This is a genomic window from Bradyrhizobium jicamae, from assembly GCF_018130215.1.
Taxonomy (GTDB): Bacteria; Pseudomonadota; Alphaproteobacteria; order Rhizobiales; family Xanthobacteraceae; genus Bradyrhizobium; species Bradyrhizobium jicamae_A.
The window spans coordinates 39,285-58,198 of the sequence record NZ_JAFCKQ010000052.1; the positions used below are offsets into that span (position 1 = coordinate 39,285).

The window sequence follows — 18,914 nt, forward strand, 5'->3', positions numbered from 1 at the left end:
GATGGATACGATGGAAGCAGAAACTGCAACACTTTATGATTTGCTCGGGCGGCACTGGACAGCCGAAGCCCCCGTCACCGATGCGGCCTTCGCGGAAGATGGAGTTGCGTTCGCGCTCGCCGATGGTGCGCTTGCGATCGCTCCGCTGACCGATATCGAGCCGCCGCAGGATCGCTGCCGTATCGCGCTGGATGGAGGGCGAACCACAATCTCGCCGCGGCGGAAGCCGGTGCCTCCATTGACGAAGGTCGTTGTCAGCGATGCTCCGCTTCATCTCGCTTCGATCGGGACGTCGGGCTTTGGCGCAAGTGATCACAGCCGGTTGCTCAGCGTGTCGGCATCCGGCGTCACGCGGCTGATAGCGGATCATGGGTCCCCAATCGATCTCGTTGCCCCGGTGCAGACGGGGGGCATTCTGGCCGCTTCTGGCGGATCGGTCATATTTTACGATGCCAATGGCGATGTCGGCTGGCTCCAGGAGCGCGCCGGCGGGAATGCATCGGCACTTGCCGTATCAAGGGATCGCAGGCGCTTTGCGATCGGAGTCGGCATTCGTCTGCTCGTTCGTGCCTTCGCGGCGCGACCGGAGCCGACGGCTTCATTCGAGCTCGGCCCAATCTCCAAACTGGCGTGGAGCCCCGACGGAACCTGGTTGGCTGCATCTGTCGTCGGGACAGGCGTTGTTCTGGTTCGCCTTGCCGATGCTCGGATCGTCCGGATTTCGAGTTATCCCGGGAGCACGTCATCGCTGTCATGGAGCGTGGATTCACGTGTTCTTGTTACGAGCGGGGCTTACCGGATGATCGCATGGGACATTTCCAGCCTGCGCGACGACAGCGAACGGCCGATCAGCCTCTCGACAGGCCGTGCCAGATCCGTGCTCGTGGAGACGGCGGATATGCACCCCGAGGGTCGCCTGATCGCAGCAGGTTATGCCGACGGCATGGTGGTTGTCGCCAGGATCGGGGAATCCGACGAACTGCTTGTCAGGCCACCTGGTCGGGGCGCTATCCACGCACTGCGTTGGTCGCCCGATGGCAAGCACCTTGCATTCGGTACAAACAACGGGGAGGCGGCTATCGTCACGTTTCCCAGCCAAATTTTCAAATAGTTTGGCCCCGCGCCAGGGGCCGAACGTCTTCCGCGGTCATCAGGAGGGAAACCATGACATCTACCCGATTGCTCAATGAAGCCGATAGCAAGGATCAGTACTTCAAGGAGCTTGCTGAGCTTTCCGAACGCATGATCGCCGCGCATGGAAAGGAGTTCTCGATGGGTGCCCTGGTGCTGGCCGCAAGGTTCATCGCCGAAAACAAGCCTTTCGAGCAAAGTGCAGTGAGGACAAGCTAAGGAACGCTCAGCAACGCCGTTATCACGGGCATTCCGCGGATCGGGCGATGGCCTCGTAGACCTCCTCGATGGTTCGCCGGGCGCCGGCATTGCGCAGCCAATGTTTGAACTTGGCGAAGAACTGCTCGATCGGGTTCAGATCGGGCGAATATTTTGGCAGGTAGAAGAGCCGTGTCGCTGGCGGCGCGACGTACGGCGTGGGCCCTGTGCGAGCCGGATTGTCAACAATGACGATGTCGCCAAGCCGCAGGGTCGGGATGAGAACCCTCTCGATGCAGAGAAGGAAGGCTTCGCCGTTGATTGGCCCCTCGATGAACCACGCAGCGGTGATGCGATCGTGGCGGCGTTGCCGTAACGCACCCGCCACCGGTTTACCGGCGGCAAAAGGTAGGCAAAGAGCGTGGCAGCGCCAGCCTTCCGTTGATGGCAAGGGCTGCCTTGATCTTCAATTTGTCTAGAACCTCCAGCATGCGCCAGAACCCGACACGACTGCCGTACTCGTGCCATGGCCAATTCGGGATAAACGTCCGTTAGATCCCTCCCCAGTCGCTTCCGTTTCGCCCGGACAACGAACGCTGGCTGGGGTCGCTCACTCGCCGCTCGTGAAAGATGCGACGAGTGCGTCGACTTCCTTCTGATCCGGACCCTTGCAGCGGGCGTTGACGCGCGGACCGGTGGCGTAACCAATCCACAGTACAATCTCGTGCGGCCGCGGCGCGTCGTGGATGAGCACGGGAGTCGAATCAAAGGCATCGAGATCCCACCCCTCGTCGAGGGGCCCATAGATCAGATCGACACTCGTGCCCGGCGGGCCCACCTTGGCGTGGCCCGGAATGATAACGCGACCGCGTTTGATCGCGCGGCGCATCGACATACCGAGTCTCGGATGTATCATCGCCGCGCCGTGTTCGAGGTCGCCTCCGATGCCTACCAACGCCGCCTTGGTGTATGCGCGTAGCTGCCCTGGGTTTGCACCAAGTGTCGCCAACGCCGTCTTCGTGAGCAAAGCCCCGAGCTCAAGCGAATATTCGATCAGGGGCTTGAGATCAGCACCGGCCGGCCCGCCGGCGAGCGGGTTATCGAACACCGCTGCAATCGCGACGCGTCGCAGCGGGGGGCTCGAACGCGCACCGTACTCGCTATTGATCTCCTCGACGAGAGTGACGGTCTTGCGGATGGTCATGATGTACTTGCTCCTCTGGTGTCGATCCCGTGCCCAGCAGATACTATCCGCCAAGCTCGGTTAGAAGAAGGGCTGGCAGTCGCCGTCGCGTGTCAGAACGAAACGCCCGGTGCGCGCCGATGCAGCTGTCGCCTCGCTACCGAGCAACAGAACACATCCGATCAGCGACGATCGCAAAGATGTCGAGGCGTTGTGGACAGGAGTTTGTTTAGAGCGTGCGTTCGTGCAACGAAGTGGGGGAACAATAACCCCGCCTGCGCCATATATTAGGTCCATCTTGATTGGCGAAGCTAGTCAAATCGCTCGTGTCCAGCAAATGCTGCGGCACGCGGCGATCTCAGATATGAAACCTGTCGACAGGGATCGACTTCATTCGTCCTTCCATTTGATCGAGCAGCCAATGGACGCGTTTTGGTCAGCCGGCGCCAGACCGGTGGTCGCAATCGCGCGCATGGCCTCGACAAGCTCTCGGGGCGCGCCCGTGCGAGGCGGAGTTGTGCGCCCTTCGTCGAGCCGGCCGCGATACTTGAGCTTGCGGTCGGCACTGTAACCGAAGAAGTCCGGCGTACAGGCTGCCCCATACGCCCGAGCGACTGTCTGGGTCTCGTCGTGGAGATACGGAAACGGGAAATCATGAGCCTTCGCGAAACGCTTCATATTCTCAAATGAGTCTTCAGGATAGCTCGCCGCGTCGTTCGAGCAAATCGCCACGAAGCCTATGCTCTCTGACATCAGCACGCGGGCGTCCGAAACCATGCGGTCGATCACCGCTTTGACATAGGGACAATGGTTGCAGATGAACACAACGACCGTGCCCTTTTTGCCCGCAACGTCGTCCAGTGCGTAAGTCTTGCCATCGGTGGCCGGAAGCCGGAACACCGCCGCCGGCTTATCAAAAACGACTTGGCTAGCTGCTGTCGCCATATCGCACCTCCTTGTGCTCCAATATATGTTGACGCACAGTTTCCAAAACCTGCTCGCCAGTCGCCTCGTTTGGCTATACGTCAGCCATTTCCGGTTGACCCTTAACAGCCGCCATTTGGACGAGCGCCGGAATTCGTCTGTGTGGGCCACGAACGGACGTTAGCTCCTCCAATGCCCCGGCGCGTGGGGCGGTGACCATAATATGCTCCTGTCTCAAGTTTGCTCCTCCGGCGGCTCGGAATGATTGCCTCGACACTCACTGCCGGCCGCGCTCCTGCGACTTCTTTTCGCCGATCAGACAGGGCACCCGGGGCTCTTTCTCGACGGCTGGGACGATCCTGCTCTCTGGCGTTCCCGCAACTTCGCGAACAAGCTTGGCCCGGATCGCTTCCTGGAATTTTTCACGATCTTTGATCGTCATGACGAAGGCGCCCGGCCCTCCGATCACGCAGTCCTCGTAATAGAGATCGAGATTCTCGATATCCGTCGTCGTGAGGGATGGCTCCTTCACCATGATCGGAAGGCCGTTGATAATGATGCCTTTCTCCAGGGCAGCGTCGCGGGCGCCGGTTACGGGGGCTCCGTCGTTGTTCGGCCCATCGCCGGAAATATCGATGACGCGCCGCAACCCGCGATAGGGGTTCTCCTCGAGCAGCTGCACAGCGAAATCGATCGCTCCGGAAATCGATGTACTCGAACCGCGACGAACCGGCGCTTTCATGATCTCGCCGGCCACGGCATCCGCTGATTCCGGACCGTCGATGATGCGCCAGGGAATGATGATCTTCTCGTCGCCCGACATCGACCACTCGAAATAGGTCACGGCCACCTTACTGCCCGGACCGGCCCTCAGCGCCTGAAGGAAGTCTTTCGATACGATGGCATGTGCATAGCCCTCGCGCTGAATGGCAAGTTCGTCCATATCCATCGAATAGGAGACGTCGACGGCGATAACGAGCTCGACATTGACGGACTGTACACTGTTGTTGGCGTCGGCGAATCGAGAGTGCGGGGTTGGCGCGGCAATGCCAGCAACGTCACCTCCGACGATCGCCCCCGCAACAAGCACCGCCCCGACCCAGACACACCAGCGCATGGCGGCCTCCCGTCCCTTCCCGAGCATGGTGACACTCAAAATGCACTCCGAAAAGCGCAAACATGCAATGTCGTCTTCGTTCGCAGCAATTGAGGCCCGCTCTGGACGATGAGGAGAGGCCCGGAACTGCCTCGTGCTTCCGGGGCGCGCCAACCCCGAAGAAGCTTTGCCTGGGGAGTCGGAGAAGGCCAGACGAGAGTGCGACCTAACCGCTCGTCGCAGCGCGATAAAAGGCTTCTACCTTCCACAGGTCCTTTGAGTGAGTGCCCTCTCGATCGGTTCTTGTTTTCGAGTCGACGCCGGCAGGTCGTACCGACCGAATGGCTTCCTTGACATTGTCTGGTCCGAGGCCACCAGCAAGGATTACCGGGGTGCGAACACTCTCCACTATCCTTCGACTGATGCTCCAGTCGTGCGTCACGCCCTGCGCGCCGATTTGCACATCACCCGTGCGATGACTGTCAAGCAGGATCCAGTCGACAACTCCATCATATGCTTGCGCCACGCTTACCGCCTCGGGTCCCGTGACAGGTACGCTGCGCATGAATTTGCTCTTTGGCAGAGACTTTCGCAGCGCCACGACAAGATCGGGCGTAAGCAATTCGCTTGATGCGCCGAGATGGACGATGGGCGGGTCAAGCTCCCGTGCCATCCGTTCGACAAGAGCGACATCCGCCGAGAGGAACAGCGCGGAAAGTACGGACGGCGCCCGGATCATCTTCATAACGGCTATTGCTTTCTGAACCGAAAGCTCCCGGGGGAAGGCTCCGTCGCCGACGAGCACGCCGACATGATCCACGCCGACTGCCGATATCGCCTCAGCTTCCGCTGGTGTCGCAACTTCGTAAATTTGCGTCAGCATCGTCTTGCACCTCGTTGCCGGCCACTCAGCGCTGAGTAAACAGAATGGCTTGGTGCTGGGTCAATGGCCGTCTTGGGGTGACCTGGCGAGGATGGAAACTCTTGGGCACCAAGCGAGCGCCGGTCGCACGCAAAGCAGGCTAAGGGCCGCTGAGTGCTCTACCCAGCTATCCGGGCACCCTGGCGCCGCCGGCCCAACTCCTGCAGCAGGTCTCGCGGCGAACGAAAGAGTCGAAAGTTCCCGAGCAGGGACGAGTCATTGCATTGGGTTAGACGCCGGTTGACCGGTAGACGCATCCCATTGGTCGAACTCGCGTACCAATCGTACCAGGTGCACAAGCAGCATGGATGTATCGTTCTTGCGGTGGCTCATGATGATAGGCGACATCATCTTCGGCTCGTCGAGGTCGATGAAGCGCACGTCGTCTCGACCCAGGCGTTTGACTGAGGCTGGGACGATGCAGACGCCGGCGCCGGAAGCCACCAACCCCAGTGCGGTTTGCAGCTCTCTTGCCTCTGTGCCAACCCTCGCCTCGATGCCCGCGTCTCGATAGAACGACAGCACCTGGTCTGCGTAGCTGGGCCGTGGTGACTTGGGATAGACAATGAGCTGCTCTTCTGCGGCCGCGCGCAATCGAATTTTTCCTTTCCTGCTCGCCAGCTTGTGCCCGCGCGGCACCGCGACGCAGAGTCTTTCTTCGCGAATGATGCGGCGGACGATCGCATCGTCGTCGAAGCGAAGGCGGCCAAAGCCAACGTCGATGCGCCCGTCCTTCAAAGCCGCGACCTGTTCGAGCGTTGTCATCTCCAGAAGATTGACCTCTGCGCCGGGTGCGATGATGCGGAACCGACGGATCAACTCTGGCAGCGCGTCGTAGAGCGTAGAGGCGACGAAGCCGATGTTGAATTGCAGCACCAGTCCCTTGGCAATTCGCTTCGTCATCGCGCGCATCTCGTCGATGCGCTGCAAGACCAGGAGTCCCTGTTGGAACAAATATCGTCCAGGCTCGGTCAAGGTAAGTGGCCGTCCCCGGTCGAGCAGCCGCACCCCGAGCTCCTCCTCGAGCTGTTGCACCTGGCGGCTCAGGGGCGGTTGGGCAATATGCAGCTTTTCCGCGGCGCGACTGAATGAGCCTTCCGCGGCGACCGTCGTGAAGTAACGCAGGTGGCGAAGCTCCAAGGAACAGTTCCTCCAAATTCACCATACCTTTCGAGTATAAAGATAGACCCGATCGATCCTGTGCATCAAGTGGGTCCTGGCTTAAACCAAACGTGGACACCACCCAGGAGCATGTGCGGTGATCGTCTGTAGTTGCAACGTCCTCAGCGACAGCCAGATAAGAACTGCGATTGCGAGCGCGACACCTCGTGCGCGGATAAGACACGTCTATGCCTCGCTTTGCTGCGCCGCCAAGTGTGGCCGCTGCGCACGCACGATCAAGGCGATGCTGGAAGACCACATCGTTGCGAGCGAAGGGGCCGCTGCCGGCTGAAAGTCGCATCGAAGATGAGAGCCGCAAGCGCTCATCCGATCACAACAGCCGATTTGGCACAGCACTCGCGACCGCGCATGAGACCGCTTCGGTCGCTTGCAATCCCGCTGCCCGCGTTGGCATTCAGTCCATATCATACAAGCTCGTCGCATCGCCGCCCGGCGTAGCGCGACGGGCTGGCGCATTACGATGTCGGTCGATGCCGGGCGCGCAGCAGAGGCCAGGTCGGCCGCGCACGCGAAGTGCGATCGTTGTCCAACGTCATGAAGTCGCGCGGCCGTCGAAGGCTTTCCACGTCGCACTATACCATGCAGGTATGAATTAAAACTCAATCGGTCTTTGCGGAAGGCGTCAGTCTCACCTAGTTGTTGACTATGAAATGCCAATTCGAGGTCAAGCCGTTGACGATCAAAGCCGCCCAGTTCGATACCTTTATCGTGGATCTGCCGACGATCCGGCCGCATGTGCTGGCGATGGCCACCATGCGCAGCCAGGCAATCGTCTTGTTCCGGATCACCTGTTCGGACGGTGTGGTCGGCGTGGGCGAGGGAACCACAATCGGGGGCCTGAGCTACGGAGACGAGAGCCCTGAGGGCATCAAGCTCGCCATCGATACATACATCACCCCGATCCTGAGGACGTGCGACGTATCCCGCGTCTCTGAGACGATGTCGAAGATCGGCCGCAACGTCGTCGGCAACCATATCGCGAAATGCGCGGTGGAGACGGCGCTGCTCGACGCAGCCGGCAGAAGGCTTGGCGTTCCCGTCTCCGAATTGATCGGCGGAGGCCGCGTACGCGACCGACTGCCGGTGGCCTGGACGCTCGCGAGCGGAAATACCGCGCTCGACATCGAAGAGGCCCAGGCGATGATTGAGGCCAGGCGACACTCGATATTCAAGCTCAAGATCGGCAAGCGCAGTGTGGCCGAAGACGCTGCTCACGTGGCGGCGATCAAGAAGGCCGTCGGAAGCCGCGGCAGCGTTCGTGTCGACGTCAACCAGGGCTGGGACGAAGCGCAGGCCGATGTCGGCATGAAGATGCTGGCGGACGCCGGCTGCGATCTGGTCGAACAGCCGGTCGCGCGCGACGCGCTCGCGGCGATGGCGCGTCTGTCCGCGCGCCACGGAATTCCACTGATGGCGGACGAGGCGCTGCACGGCCCGCGGGATGCGTTCCGTGTCGCAGCAAGCGCCGGCGCCCGTGTGTTCGCCGTGAAGATTGCCCAATCGGGCGGCTTGCATGCCGCACGCGACGTCGCCGCCATCGCCGAAGCCTCGGGTATCGGTCTCTACGGCGGCACCATGCTCGAGGCCGGAGTGGGGACAGTGGCCTCCGCCCAACTCTTCGCGACCTTCCCGAAGCTCGCTTGGGGCACCGAACTGTTCGGCCCGCTGCTGCTCACGGAAGAGATTCTCGCCGAACCACTCGACTATGCCGATTTCAGCCTCGGCGTACCTACAGGACCCGGCCTCGGCATCGCGCTCGACGAGGACAAGATCGCCCGTTTCCGCCGCGACCGCACGGCGCCCACCCTGCACGTCGTTGCAGCCAAAGGAGCTTGAGCCGTGCTCGCCATGGTCCAGATGAACGTTCGGATCCCGTTGGACTTCGACAAGCAGGAAGCCGAGCGCCTCAAGACGCACGAGAAGCAGCGCTTCCAGGAGCTGCAGCGCGCCGGCAAGTGGCGGCACATCTGGCGCGTCGTGGGCCGCTACGCGAACGTCAGCATCTTCGATGTCGAAAGCAATTCCGAACTCCACGATATCCTGACGAGCCTGCCGCTCTATCCCTTCATGGAGATGGAGGTGACGCCGCTCTGCCGCCACCCGTCCTCGCTGCATGAGGACGATCGCTAACGCTTCGAACCACGAGCGTCCGCACAGCGGACACAAACCAACGGAGAGACGACATGGATGCGAGCTTCGTGAAGACCCCGGAAGTCCAGGCCCTGCTCGACAAGGCCGCCGGTCTCAATCAACCAAGCGGTGATGCCCGTCTGAAAGCGATCGTCCGCGACATCGTCGAGGCGAGCGCCGAGATCATCGTCCGCCACGACATCAGCGAGGACGAATTCTGGGGCGCAGTCAGCTTCCTGCAGAAGGGTGCGCCGGAATTCGGCCTGTTGGTGCCGGGCTCCGGGCTGGAGCACTTCCTCGACCTCTTCATGGACGCGAAGGATGCGGAAGCCGGTCTCACCGGCGGTACACCGCGCACGATCGAGGGGCCACTCTACGTGGCGGGCGCGCCACTCGAGGAAGGTGACGTCAATCTGACCAAGGACGCCGACGAGACCGGCAGTCTCTACATGAGGGGGCGTGTCACCGGTCCGGACGGCGAACCGGTGAAGGATGCGGTGGTGCACGTCTGGCACGCGAACTCGCAGGGCTGGTACTCGCACTTTGACCCGACACGCGAACAGACGCCCTTCAACAACCGCGCCCGCATCAAGCTCGGTCCGGACGGAAAGTATTCGTTCCATTCCAGGATGCCGAACGGCTATTCCGTGCCTGAAGGCGGTGCCACGGATACGCTGATGAAGGCGATAGGCCGCCACGGCCATCGGCCGGCGCACGTCCACTTCTTCATCGAGGCGCCCGGTTACCGGATGCTGACGACGCAGATCAACTTCGGCGACGATCCGCACGCCGCCGACGACTTCGCCTTCGCCACCCGGGACGGTCTGCTTCCGGTTCCGCAACGCCAGGGCGACAGCGCCTACATCAACTTCGACTTCCAGCTGCAGCGGGCCGCCGGCACCGCGGACGAGCATCTTTCCGGCCGGCAGCGAGCCGAGGCGGCGTGAGCCGCCACCCGGACCGGATGCGAAAACGAAACGAAGAGGAGAGGAACCAATGACGACGCTTTTGGAGCGCATCGATGGTGCGGTCGTCGAAGACAAGGAGCGCGGGCTGTACCGATGCCGGCGCGACATCTTCAGCGACGTCGAGATGTACGAGCTTGAGATGCAGCACATCTTCGAAGGCAATTGGGTGTTTCTGGCGCACGAGAGCCAGATCCCGGACAACAACGACTACTTCAGCACCTGGATCGGCCGAAAGCCGATCATGATCACCCGCGACAAGGCAGGCGAACTGCACGCAATGATCAACGCCTGCGCCCATCGCGGCGCGATGCTCTGCCGGCGCAAGCACGGCAACAAGAGCAGCTTTACTTGTCCGTTTCACGGCTGGACGTTCAGCAACGCCGGCAAGCTGCTGAAGGTGAAGGACGGCAAAACGGGCGATTATCCGAGTTCGTTCAACACCCAGGGTTCGCATGACCTGACGAAAGTCCCCCGGTTCGAAAGCTATCGTGGCTTCCTTTTCGGCAGCCTCAACCCGGACGTCGTATCGCTCGAGGAGCATCTCGGCGGCGCCAAGGTCGTGATCGACCAGATCGCCGATGGGGCGCCTGACGGCATCGAGGTGCTGCGCGGCAATTCCTCCTACATCTACGACGGCAACTGGAAACTCCAGATGGAGAACGGCGCCGACGGCTATCACGTGAGTTCTGTGCACTGGAACTACTCGGCGACCATGGGCCATCGCAACTACGAGAACGAGGGCACCAAGACGGTCGATGCCAATGGATGGTCCAAGAGCGTGGGTGGGGTCTACGGTTTCGAGAACGGCCATATCCTGCTCTGGACGAATCTTCTCAACCCGGAAGTACGGCCGGTCTTCAACCACAGGGATGACCTGGAAGCTCGCCTCGGCAAGGATCGTGCTGGCTTCATCGTTGGACAGACGCGCAACCTCGCACTCTACCCGAACGTCTACCTGATGGACCAGTTCTCGACGCAGATCCGCGTCGTGCGACCCATCAGCGTCGACCGGACCGAGGTCACGATCTACTGCTTCGCCCCGAAGGGCGAGGACGCGAAGGAGAGGGCGACGCGCATCCGGCAGTACGAGGATTTCTTCAACGTTTCGGGTATGGGCACGCCGGACGATCTGGAGGAGTTCCGTGCATGCCAGACGGCCTATACCGGCGCAGGCGAACTCTGGAACGACCTGAGCCGAGGCGCTGTCCACTGGATCGATGGTCCGGACGACAACGCCAGGGCGATCGGACTGAAGCCGCTGCTGAGCGGCGAGCGCAGCGAGGACGAAGGCTTGTTCGTGCGTCAGCACGAATTCTGGGCGAAGTCGCTACGCGAAGCGATCCTTCGCAACGGCACCGGCGCGACCCAGGTCGTCCCGATGCAGGGAGAAGCAGCATGAGCGCCGCGACCGCCACCACCCTTGCGCCTCTGGCGAAGCTTGACATCGAACAGATCAGGGCCTTCCTCTACCGCGAGGCGCGCCTGCTGGACGACCGGCAGTGGGATGAATGGATCAAACTCTATTCGCCGAAGGCCAGTTTCTGGATGCCGTCCTGGGACGATGACGACCAGTTGGTCGAGGATCCCCAGCAGCATGTTTCGCTGATCTACTACCCCAATCGCGAGGGGCTCGAGGATCGCGTCTTCCGGATCAAGACCGAGCGCTCGGGTGCGAGCACGCCGGAGCCGCGGACCAGCCACAACATCTCCAACATCGAGATCGTGGCGGAACGTGATGGCGAAGTTGACCTGCGCTTCAACTGGCACACGCTGAGCCACCGCTACAAGAAGACGGACAGCTTCTTCGGCACCGCATTCTACACGCTCGATACAAGCGGTAGCGAACCGCAGATCGTCGTGAAGAAAGTCGTCCTCAAAAGCGACTACATCCACCAAGTGATCGACATCTACCACATCTGACGCGGCTCGCCTGACGAGCGGAGAGTAGACATGACCTATCGCGTGGCACTCAACTTCGAAGATGGGGCGACCCGCTTCATCGAATGCAACGAGGGCGAGAAGGTTCTCGACGCCGCCTATCGCAACAAGATCAACTTGCCGATGGATTGCTCGGATGGAGTCTGCGGCACCTGCAAATGCCGTTGCGAACAGGGCGACTACGACCTCGGAGACGAGTATCTGGAGGACGCCTTGAGCGGAACGGAAGCCGAAGAAGGGATGGTGCTGACCTGCCAGATGGTGCCATCCTCGGACTGCGTCATCGCCGTTCCCGTGCCGTCCAGCGCCTGCAAGGTCAAGCCCGCGGAACACGGGGGAGTGGTGAGTTCGGTCGAACTCGTGTCGGATAGTACCATCATCCTCAAGCTCAAGCTCGACAAGCCCGACGCGCTGGGATTCCTGCCTGGCCAATATGTGAACCTCACAGTGCCGGGGACGAGCGAACATCGTTCCTATTCCTTCAGTTCGAAGGTCGGTGCGGCCGAAGCCAGTTTCCTGATCCGTAACGTTTCCGGCGGTCTTATGAGCGGTTGGCTCGCCGGGAGCGCCAGGACAGGAGCCCGGATGAAGTTCGTTGGTCCGCAGGGGAGCTTCTTCCTGCGGAGCGTGGATCGCCCGGTCGTCATGCTCGCCGGCGGCACCGGACTGGCGCCGATCCTCTCGATGCTTGAGGTCCTTGCCGACAAGGGTACCGATCGGCCGGTGCACCTGATCTACGGCGTCACCAATGACGGGGATCTGGTGGAGATCGAGCGGATCGAAGCGCTGGCCAAAAAGCTGCCGACTTTCACCTGGGCGACCTGTGTCGCCAGCCCCGACAGCTCGCACCCGTTGAAGGGCTACGTCACGGCGCATCTGGCGGACGAGCATCTGAACGCGGGCGACTGCGACGTCTATCTTTGTGGTCCGCCGCCCATGGTCGAGGCCGTACGGGCGTTTTTCGCGGAGAAAGGGGTGAACCCGTCCCATTTCTTCTATGAGAAGTTCTCGGCGACCGAGGCGGTGGCAGCATGACGTTCGCGGGTCGCTTCGCCGACAAGACCCTTGTTGTGACCGGGGCAGCGCAGGGCATCGGACGGGCCGTGGCGCTGCGGGCCGCGGCCGAGGGCGGCAACGTCCTGTTCGTCGACCGGGCAGACTTCGTAGGCGATGTCGCCTCTGAAGCGGGCGAGAGGGGTCACGGGTTCGTCTGCGATCTCGAAACCCACGAGGGGGCTGCCGCGGCCATGACCGAAGCCGCCAGGCGTTTCGGCGGCATCGACATCCTCATCAACAACGTCGGCGGCGCAATCCGGATGCGCCCTTACGACCGCTTCGAGCCCAGGCAGGTCGAGGCTGAAATCCGCCGTTCACTGATGCCGACGCTGTGGTGCTGTCACGCGGTGCTGCCGCACTTTCTCGCGCGGGGGGCGGGGACGATCGTCAACGTCTCCTCGAACGCAACGCGCGGCATTCACCGCGTGCCGTATTCGGCGGCGAAAGGTGGCGTCAATGCCATCACCCAAAGCCTGGCGATGGAATATGCCTCGCGCAACATCCGCGTCGTTGCGACGGCGCCCGGCGGCACCGATGTTCCGCCCCGGCGCGTACCCCGCAACGCAGAGGGCGACACCCCCCAGGAACGTGTGTGGATGACCGAGGTCGTCGAACAGGTGAAGGAATCCAGCTTTTTCAAACGCTATGGTACCATCGACGAGCAGGCTGGGCCGATCCTGTTTCTGGCTTCAGACGAAGCGAGTTACATTTCCGGAAGCATCCTGCCGGTCGCCGGCGGTGATCTCGGATAAGGTCCAGGAACGTCGCACCGGTTCAAATTGCCGGAATCCTCGCGGAACGGTCTCTCGGTCGTCGCCACGCCGCGTCCTTTCGATCCCGGTATCGTGGTGCTAGGTTTGACGGTGGCAGGGAGAGAGTACCTGCTCCCTGTTTCCTACCGAACGGGAGAACGACATGGCTGAGAGCGTCTACAAAATTATCGAACTGATCGGTACCAGTAGCGACTCCTGGGAGAAAGCCGCCGCCAACGCGGTCGAACAGGCGGCAAAGACTCTCCGGGATCTTCGCGTCGCGGAGGTTGTCACACTCGACATGCAGCTGGACGCCAAGGGCAAAGTGGAGGCCTATCGCGCCAAGCTAAACGTCTCGTTCAAGTTTGAAGGCTCCTGAACACGATCGACCTCGCCCCGAATGCGGGGCGAGGTCGTCGCCGTGCGCGGCGAAAGCCGGAATCAATGGTGCCCAAAGCTGCTGTAACGTCGGGTGGCCAAACGCGAGCCTTCGTCCCACAGGACGGATCGGACGGCGGGTGACTGGCCGTGGGCTGGCGGCGAGCGTCAGGACAGCCTTTCCGCCTGTCGTACTCAAGAGTGTAGTCCTGCTTCTGCTGATCGCAAACGCTCTCAATGTCGGCGCCGAGCGCGAGTTCGCTAAACAGGCGTGTTACTAAGCATAATACTAAACATCATTTCGGGCATCATGATCATTGCCTGACGTAAAGAGAACGCTGAAATATGCTGCATATCTGAAGAGCAGGCACTGCGCGATGCTTAACCGATAATTTAGTGATGCGTCCATACACTGAACGTATCGCTCCTCGCTGCCGTGATTCTCATCGCGAGCGGACCTCTTCCGGGACTTATCGATGAAGCAATTTTCAACGCTGCTCGGCGCGGGTTCGATTACGCTGCGCATCTACCTCGGCTTCTGCACCTTGCTGTTTCTGCTCGCAATGATCGCGAGCTACGGTTGGCTCCAGGTGAGAAGCACAGCAGGCCTGTTCGATGGTTACGCGGCGTCCGCAGGTGTCGTCGAAGGAGCGAACCGCCTGCAGATGCTGGTCGGCGATCTGCAGCGGACTGCCAGCGAGTTCGTCGCTGCGGGGGCACCCGAGAAGAAGGTTGAGGTGGCGGAGCGGGCGGAAGCCGTCAGCAAGTATCTCGAAGCGCTCGGCGAGCAGATTTCCGATCCCTTGCAGCAGCAAGTCCAAACCATCCGTCAATTGAACAAGGAGGTCGACGAAAACCTCCTTACGCTTTATGAGCGCGTCACGCTGCGGCAGGAGGTGGAGGATGGTCTCAACTACGACGACCGGGATATCCGCAAAGCGCTGGGAGGCCTCATCGGAGGCGGCAAGGGCGATTTCGCGGTCGTGCTCGACCGCTATCTGGGCGCTCGGGCTTCCACCATTCGCTTCGCGACCAGCGGCAAGGACGAGCAAAATGTGCGCGCCGAGTTCACCAAGGTTGCGGAACTCGGTTCGAAATTCGCGTCGGAAGTCAAGGACGGTGACGATCTCAAGGATAGTTATGACGACTTCGTCGGCGGTCTGAAGCGCTATATCGAAGACTTCGATCGGTTGTCCAATGCGCTGACCAAGCGGCAGGAGCTTGTGGTCAGGATCGATCAGCTCAGCAACAAAATGCGGGCCGCGGCGACTGAGGTCAAGAAAGCCACGGCAACTGTCCAGGACCTCACCCGAACATCGGTAGCGCAGGCCGCATCCAACGCCAGCAAGTGGATGCTGGTTCTGTCCTTGACGTCGCTGGCCTTTGCCGCACTCGTCGGTTTTGCGATCGCCCGCAGCATCACCGTGCCTGTACGCTCCCTTAGCGCCGCGATGCGCAAGCTCGCATCCGGCGATATCGCGGTCGAGGTGCCTGCTCTGCTGCGGCGCGACGAAATCGGGCAGATGGCGGCAACCGTACAGGTCTTCAAGGATAATGCGGAACGCATCCAGGTGCTGCAGGATGAGAACAAGGCCGGCGAGAAACGAGCGGAGGCCGAGAAGAGGGCCACCCTGATGCGCCTGGCGGACGAGTTCGAAAACGCCGTAGGTACGATCGTCACGACCGTCTCCTCGTCGTCAGGCCAGCTCGAGGCGTCCGCAGGTACGCTCGCAAGTACTGCGGAGCAAGCGCAGGAACTGGCCACCTTGGTCGCGTCCGCTTCGGAGCAGGCGTCCGTCAATGTGCAATCGGTGGCCTCGGCGAGCGAGGAACTGTCGGCTTCGATCAGCGAGATCAGCCGTCAGGTCCAGCAGTCGGCGCGGATGGCGAGCGAAGCCGTCGAGCAGGCCCGGACCACCACGGAGAGCGTTGGCGAGCTGTCGAAGGCTGCCGCACGCATCGGCGACGTCGTTGAGTTGATCAATACGATCGCGGCCCAGACGAACCTGCTGGCTCTGAACGCCACCATCGAGGCGGCGCGCGCCGGGGACGCCGGGCGCGGGTTTGCGGTCGTTGCCTCCGAGGTCAAGGCGCTCGCGCAGCAGACCGCGAAGGCGACATGCGAGATTGGTGAGCAAATCTCCGAGATTCAAGCTGCAACGCGCTCGTCAGTCTCCGCGATCTTGGACATTACGGCAACGATCGAGAAACTGTCAGAGGTGTCATCCACGATTGCTGCCGCAGTCGAGGAACAAGGGGCGGCCACGCTGGAAATCTCCGGCAATGTGCAGCAGGCGTCGCATGGCACGCAGCAAGTATCCTCCAGTATCGTCGATGTGCAGCGCGGAGCGTCGGAGACGGGCCTTGCCTCTTCGATGGTCCTGGCTGCAGCGCGATCGCTTTCGAGCGAGAGCGGACATCTGCGAACCGAGGTCGATCGGTTCCTGTCCACGGTCAGGACGGTGTAGGCAAGCCAGAGTTCGCGCGAGGCAAGGAAGCTCGGTCGACGCCACCCCCTGGATTGGATGCGGCCCTGGATCGATGTCAGGTCATGGGAATGCCAACGTGGATCGGATCGCCCGGCCACGCGCCCCTGACATGGCCCCGAGAGCCCTCACAAGATAAAGCCCGTATTGATGAAATTGGAGCGGTGCTCCTTCACGATGGTCCCCAGCAGCTGCTTGTTGGCATCGGTCTGCTTGGTGGCGATCATCGACCGGATCGAAAAGGATCGTAGCGCGTCCGATACCGACAATGTGCCCTCGGCAGAGTCCTTGCGCCCCGTAAAGGGAAACACGTCCGGTCCGCGTTGACACTGGCAGTTGATGTTGACGCGGCAAACCTGGTTGACAAGAGGGTCGACCAGCCGTCCGATCAGTTCGGGATTCGCGCTGAAGATGCTGACCTGCTGGCCGTTTTCCGCGGCCGCTACATAGTCAAGTGCAACCTCGATCCTGTCGAACGGAATGACCGGGATCACGGGCCCAAACTGCTCTTCGCGGTAGAGCTTCATCCCCGCGCTGACTGGGCATACGAGTGCGGGATAGAACAACGATTGGCAGACGCTCCCGCCTCCCGGATTGACGACGCGCGCTCCCTTGGCTTCCGCATCCCTGATGCATTCGGCGAGGTAGGCAGCCTTGCCGGGCTCGGCGAGAGGCGTAATGGTGACGCCGGCGTCCCAGGGCATGCCGACCTTGAGTTTTGCGATCTCTTCGCCGAGGCGATGTGTGAACTGATCAACGATGGCACTGTGAACGAGCAGCGCCTTGAGGGCGGTGCATCGTTGACCGTTGAACGAGAGCGCTCCGAGCAGGCACTCGCGGACTGCAAGTTCGAGGTCGGCGTCGGGCATCACGATCGCCGCATTCTTCGCGTCGAGCCCCAGGATGGCGCGCAGGCGATTGACCTTGGGGTGCAGTTTCTTGAGGTGATCCGCGACCTTGCTCGAGCCGATCAGCGTCAGCACATTGACTTTGCCCGATCCGAGCAAAGCGGGAACGACATCGGCTCCATTGCCATAGACGGTGTTGACCACACCCTTCGGAAAAGAGTTGCTGAAGGCTTCGAGCAACGGCTGGAACAGCAGCACACCAAAGCGTGGGGGCTTCAACAGGATCGTGTTGCCCATGATGAGTGCGGGAATCAGTGTCGCGAAAGTCTCATTAAGCGGGTAGTTGTAGGGTCCCATGCAAAGCACGACGCCGAGCGGCGTCCGACGGATCTGCCCGATTGTGCCTTCCGCGACCACGAAGCGGGAGCTGGAATTGTCCAGGTCCTTGAGTGCGTCGATCGTGGCGGCGATATAGACGATCGTGCGGTCGAATTCCTTCTCGGAATCGGGGAAGGTCTTGCCGACCTCCCACATGATCAGACTGACGATCTCGTTCCTGCGCGCCAGCATCTGCCGGGTAAATCTTTCCATGCAGGCAATTCTTTCAGCGACCGTCATCGTCGGCCACTCGCCGCTTCCGTTCGCGTAGGCCCTGACCGCGGCCGTCAACGCCGCTTCGGTTGCTTCGCTGGAGCCCTTTGGATAGGAGCCAATTTCGGTCGGCCCCAGTAAGCCCTCGTGATTCCGAGTCCAGATTGGCGAGAGGACGGGCTGGTTGGCGCCATTCCATGGCTGCAAAGCTCCATCCAGCAGAATGCTGCGCTGATGGATCGGCTCGGCCAGCCGATGCCTCGACGGAATGTCGCTCAGCGACACGAACAATTGCTCCAGAGTCAAGCTGTCGACCACGATCGTCACCTCATTCTAAAGAGTTGCGGCGTCAGACATTTCGCGCATCGAAATGGTGCGGCGATCGCTGTACTAAACGTTCAGTAATATAAAACACTAAACATTGCGACTCAAGCAAGATCTGGCCGTTTTCAGCGACGGTTCGAAGTTCGGGGCGTGCGGGTCGACGTTGTTTTTTGCTGACAGGCTGGTCCTCGGTTGGATGGCGGGTTGCGAGGCTGCGCTCAGAGGCCGGTAATTTCAGCGGCAAGAAGCGCGACGTGTTTGATCGCCGCGTCCGGGCGTGTTGCAGTGCGAAGCGGGAGTGTCGGCCGAATGGTTGGCGACAAACTTTTTTTGCATCCCCGCAATAAACCCGCTTGACGGCTTTTTGAATTTAGTAATACGTTTAGTGAAACAAAAAACTAAACATCACGCTTCGAGCAGATGTTGGGAGGAGGCAGCCCTTCCGGATCCTCAATCCGGAAACGGTCCGTCTCGATCCTCATCATCGCTCGTCAAAACTCGGTTTCAGGGTGTTGGCCTTCGTCCGCGAAGCGGGCCGAGCGGGTTGGTGATTCAATGGAGAGAGGAAACGGACATGCGACGATTGAAGTGGCTAGGTAGTACAGCGGCGTCGGTTGCCCTGGGGGCGGCGGCGCTCGGGATGTTCGGCGGCGGAGAGGCCGCCGCGCAAGGCAAGCAGCTCACACTTTGCTGGGCGGCGTGGGATCCTGCCAATGCTCTGGTTGAGCTCGGCAAGGACTTCACCAAGCAGTCCGGCATCGAGATGAAGTACGAGTTCGTGCCGTGGACGAGCTATGCGGATCGCTT

Annotated in this window: 19 protein-coding genes and 1 pseudogene; 13 read left to right on the top strand and 7 right to left on the bottom strand. The window is 61.2% G+C overall.

What is annotated here, in order from left to right:
- The first annotated feature begins 1 nt into the window (after position 1).
- Positions 2 to 1,111 carry a WD40 repeat domain-containing protein gene (locus JQ586_RS34080; protein ID WP_212399017.1) on the top strand — a complete coding sequence of 370 codons (1,110 nt, stop codon included), beginning with the start codon at positions 2 to 4 and terminating at the stop codon, positions 1,109 to 1,111.
- A 53-nt stretch (positions 1,112 to 1,164) separates the two neighbouring features.
- Complete coding sequence (locus JQ586_RS34085; protein WP_212399018.1) at positions 1,165 to 1,350, top strand: hypothetical protein; 186 nt, start codon at positions 1,165 to 1,167, stop codon at positions 1,348 to 1,350.
- A gap of 22 nt (positions 1,351 to 1,372) precedes the next feature.
- Here the strand turns inward: JQ586_RS34085 and JQ586_RS34090 are convergent, their stop codons facing one another.
- The 6 genes from JQ586_RS34090 to JQ586_RS34115 all read right to left on the bottom strand — a co-directional run bounded on the left by JQ586_RS34090 (position 1,373) and on the right by JQ586_RS34115 (position 6,594).
- Positions 1,373 to 1,780, bottom strand: a complete 408-nt coding sequence (locus JQ586_RS34090; protein WP_212399019.1) for a transposase — start codon at positions 1,778 to 1,780, stop codon at positions 1,373 to 1,375.
- A 159-nt stretch (positions 1,781 to 1,939) separates the two neighbouring features.
- Positions 1,940 to 2,533 carry an amino acid synthesis family protein gene (locus tag JQ586_RS34095; protein ID WP_212399020.1) on the bottom strand — a complete coding sequence of 198 codons (594 nt, stop codon included), beginning with the start codon at positions 2,531 to 2,533 and terminating at the stop codon, positions 1,940 to 1,942.
- Between the two features lie 369 nt (positions 2,534 to 2,902).
- On the bottom strand, positions 2,903 to 3,457 hold the full coding sequence (locus tag JQ586_RS34100) for a thioredoxin family protein (RefSeq protein ID WP_212399021.1): 555 nt from the start codon (positions 3,455 to 3,457) through the stop codon (positions 2,903 to 2,905).
- Between the two features lie 256 nt (positions 3,458 to 3,713).
- Positions 3,714 to 4,553 (bottom strand): DUF1194 domain-containing protein, encoded by an 840-nt coding sequence (locus tag JQ586_RS34105; RefSeq protein WP_212399034.1) that lies wholly within the window; start codon positions 4,551 to 4,553, stop codon positions 3,714 to 3,716.
- Between the two features lie 205 nt (positions 4,554 to 4,758).
- The gene (locus tag JQ586_RS34110) at positions 4,759 to 5,415 is read right to left on the bottom strand and encodes a phosphoribosylanthranilate isomerase (RefSeq protein ID WP_212399022.1); all 657 of its coding nucleotides are present in this window, start codon (positions 5,413 to 5,415) and stop codon (positions 4,759 to 4,761) included.
- A 255-nt stretch (positions 5,416 to 5,670) separates the two neighbouring features.
- Positions 5,671 to 6,594: a LysR family transcriptional regulator gene (locus tag JQ586_RS34115; protein WP_212399023.1), complete on the bottom strand. Its 924-nt coding sequence runs from the start codon at positions 6,592 to 6,594 to the stop codon at positions 5,671 to 5,673.
- Positions 6,595 to 6,712: 118 nt separating this feature from the next.
- On the opposite strand from JQ586_RS34115, the gene JQ586_RS34120 reads away from it, so the two are divergent.
- From JQ586_RS34120 to JQ586_RS34165, 10 genes are all read left to right on the top strand, one after another.
- A complete protein-coding gene (locus JQ586_RS34120; protein WP_212399024.1) occupies positions 6,713 to 6,907 on the top strand; it encodes a (2Fe-2S)-binding protein in 195 nt (64 codons plus the stop codon).
- 401 nt (positions 6,908 to 7,308) lie between these two features.
- Positions 7,309 to 8,472 carry a muconate/chloromuconate family cycloisomerase gene (locus JQ586_RS34125; RefSeq protein ID WP_409411036.1) on the top strand — a complete coding sequence of 388 codons (1,164 nt, stop codon included), beginning with the start codon at positions 7,309 to 7,311 and terminating at the stop codon, positions 8,470 to 8,472.
- Between the two features lie 3 nt (positions 8,473 to 8,475).
- A complete protein-coding gene (gene catC / locus JQ586_RS34130) occupies positions 8,476 to 8,766 on the top strand; it encodes a muconolactone Delta-isomerase (protein WP_212399026.1) in 291 nt (96 codons plus the stop codon).
- A 53-nt stretch (positions 8,767 to 8,819) separates the two neighbouring features.
- Complete coding sequence (locus JQ586_RS34135; protein ID WP_212399027.1) at positions 8,820 to 9,713, top strand: dioxygenase; 894 nt, start codon at positions 8,820 to 8,822, stop codon at positions 9,711 to 9,713.
- A gap of 49 nt (positions 9,714 to 9,762) precedes the next feature.
- Entirely contained in the window at positions 9,763 to 11,133 is a 1,371-nt protein-coding gene (locus JQ586_RS34140) for a Rieske 2Fe-2S domain-containing protein (RefSeq protein WP_212399028.1), read from the top strand.
- Positions 11,130 to 11,654: a benzoate 1,2-dioxygenase small subunit gene (gene benB, locus JQ586_RS34145; RefSeq protein ID WP_212399029.1), complete on the top strand. Its 525-nt coding sequence runs from the start codon at positions 11,130 to 11,132 to the stop codon at positions 11,652 to 11,654. Before JQ586_RS34140 ends, benB begins: the two co-directional genes overlap by 4 nt.
- A gap of 30 nt (positions 11,655 to 11,684) precedes the next feature.
- Positions 11,685 to 12,707: a benzoate 1,2-dioxygenase electron transfer component BenC gene (gene benC / locus JQ586_RS34150; protein WP_212399030.1), complete on the top strand. Its 1,023-nt coding sequence runs from the start codon at positions 11,685 to 11,687 to the stop codon at positions 12,705 to 12,707.
- Positions 12,704 to 13,480, top strand: coding sequence for a benzoate diol dehydrogenase BenD (benD, locus tag JQ586_RS34155; RefSeq protein ID WP_212399031.1), 777 nt, complete (start codon positions 12,704 to 12,706; stop codon positions 13,478 to 13,480). Before benC ends, benD begins: the two co-directional genes overlap by 4 nt.
- 163 nt (positions 13,481 to 13,643) lie before the next feature.
- Positions 13,644 to 13,859 (top strand): dodecin family protein, encoded by a 216-nt coding sequence (locus tag JQ586_RS34160; protein ID WP_212399032.1) that lies wholly within the window; start codon positions 13,644 to 13,646, stop codon positions 13,857 to 13,859.
- A 544-nt stretch (positions 13,860 to 14,403) separates the two neighbouring features.
- Entirely contained in the window at positions 14,404 to 16,326 is a 1,923-nt protein-coding gene (locus tag JQ586_RS34165) for a methyl-accepting chemotaxis protein (protein ID WP_249148529.1), read from the top strand.
- Between the two features lie 146 nt (positions 16,327 to 16,472).
- On the opposite strand, the gene JQ586_RS34170 is transcribed toward JQ586_RS34165, so the two are convergent.
- Complete coding sequence (locus tag JQ586_RS34170; protein ID WP_312017052.1) at positions 16,473 to 18,101, bottom strand: NADP-dependent glyceraldehyde-3-phosphate dehydrogenase; 1,629 nt, start codon at positions 18,099 to 18,101, stop codon at positions 16,473 to 16,475.
- Positions 18,102 to 18,747: 646 nt separating this feature from the next.
- Between JQ586_RS34170 and JQ586_RS34175 the strand changes: the two are divergent.
- Positions 18,748 to 18,914 (top strand): annotated as a pseudogene (locus tag JQ586_RS34175) (carbohydrate ABC transporter substrate-binding protein); the annotation flags it as partial.

Bases quoted from the DNA above. Each gene is read 5' to 3' on its own strand.
- JQ586_RS34140 (WP_212399028.1), top strand. From the start codon at position 9,763: ATGACGACGCTTTTGGAGCGCATCGATGGTGCGGTCGTCGAAGACAAG.
- JQ586_RS34080 (WP_212399017.1), top strand. From the start codon at position 2: ATGGATACGATGGAAGCAGAAACTGCAACACTTTATGATTTGCTCGGG.
- JQ586_RS34110 (WP_212399022.1), bottom strand. From the start codon at position 5,415: ATGCTGACGCAAATTTACGAAGTTGCGACACCAGCGGAAGCTGAGGCG.
- JQ586_RS34160 (WP_212399032.1), top strand. From the start codon at position 13,644: ATGGCTGAGAGCGTCTACAAAATTATCGAACTGATCGGTACCAGTAGC.
- JQ586_RS34095 (WP_212399020.1), bottom strand. From the start codon at position 2,533: ATGACCATCCGCAAGACCGTCACTCTCGTCGAGGAGATCAATAGCGAG.
- benD (WP_212399031.1), top strand. From the start codon at position 12,704: ATGACGTTCGCGGGTCGCTTCGCCGACAAGACCCTTGTTGTGACCGGG.
- JQ586_RS34100 (WP_212399021.1), bottom strand. From the start codon at position 3,457: ATGGCGACAGCAGCTAGCCAAGTCGTTTTTGATAAGCCGGCGGCGGTG.
- JQ586_RS34105 (WP_212399034.1), bottom strand. From the start codon at position 4,553: ATGCGCTGGTGTGTCTGGGTCGGGGCGGTGCTTGTTGCGGGGGCGATC.
- benC (WP_212399030.1), top strand. From the start codon at position 11,685: ATGACCTATCGCGTGGCACTCAACTTCGAAGATGGGGCGACCCGCTTC.
- benB (WP_212399029.1), top strand. From the start codon at position 11,130: ATGAGCGCCGCGACCGCCACCACCCTTGCGCCTCTGGCGAAGCTTGAC.
- JQ586_RS34085 (WP_212399018.1), top strand. From the start codon at position 1,165: ATGACATCTACCCGATTGCTCAATGAAGCCGATAGCAAGGATCAGTAC.
- JQ586_RS34135 (WP_212399027.1), top strand. From the start codon at position 8,820: ATGGATGCGAGCTTCGTGAAGACCCCGGAAGTCCAGGCCCTGCTCGAC.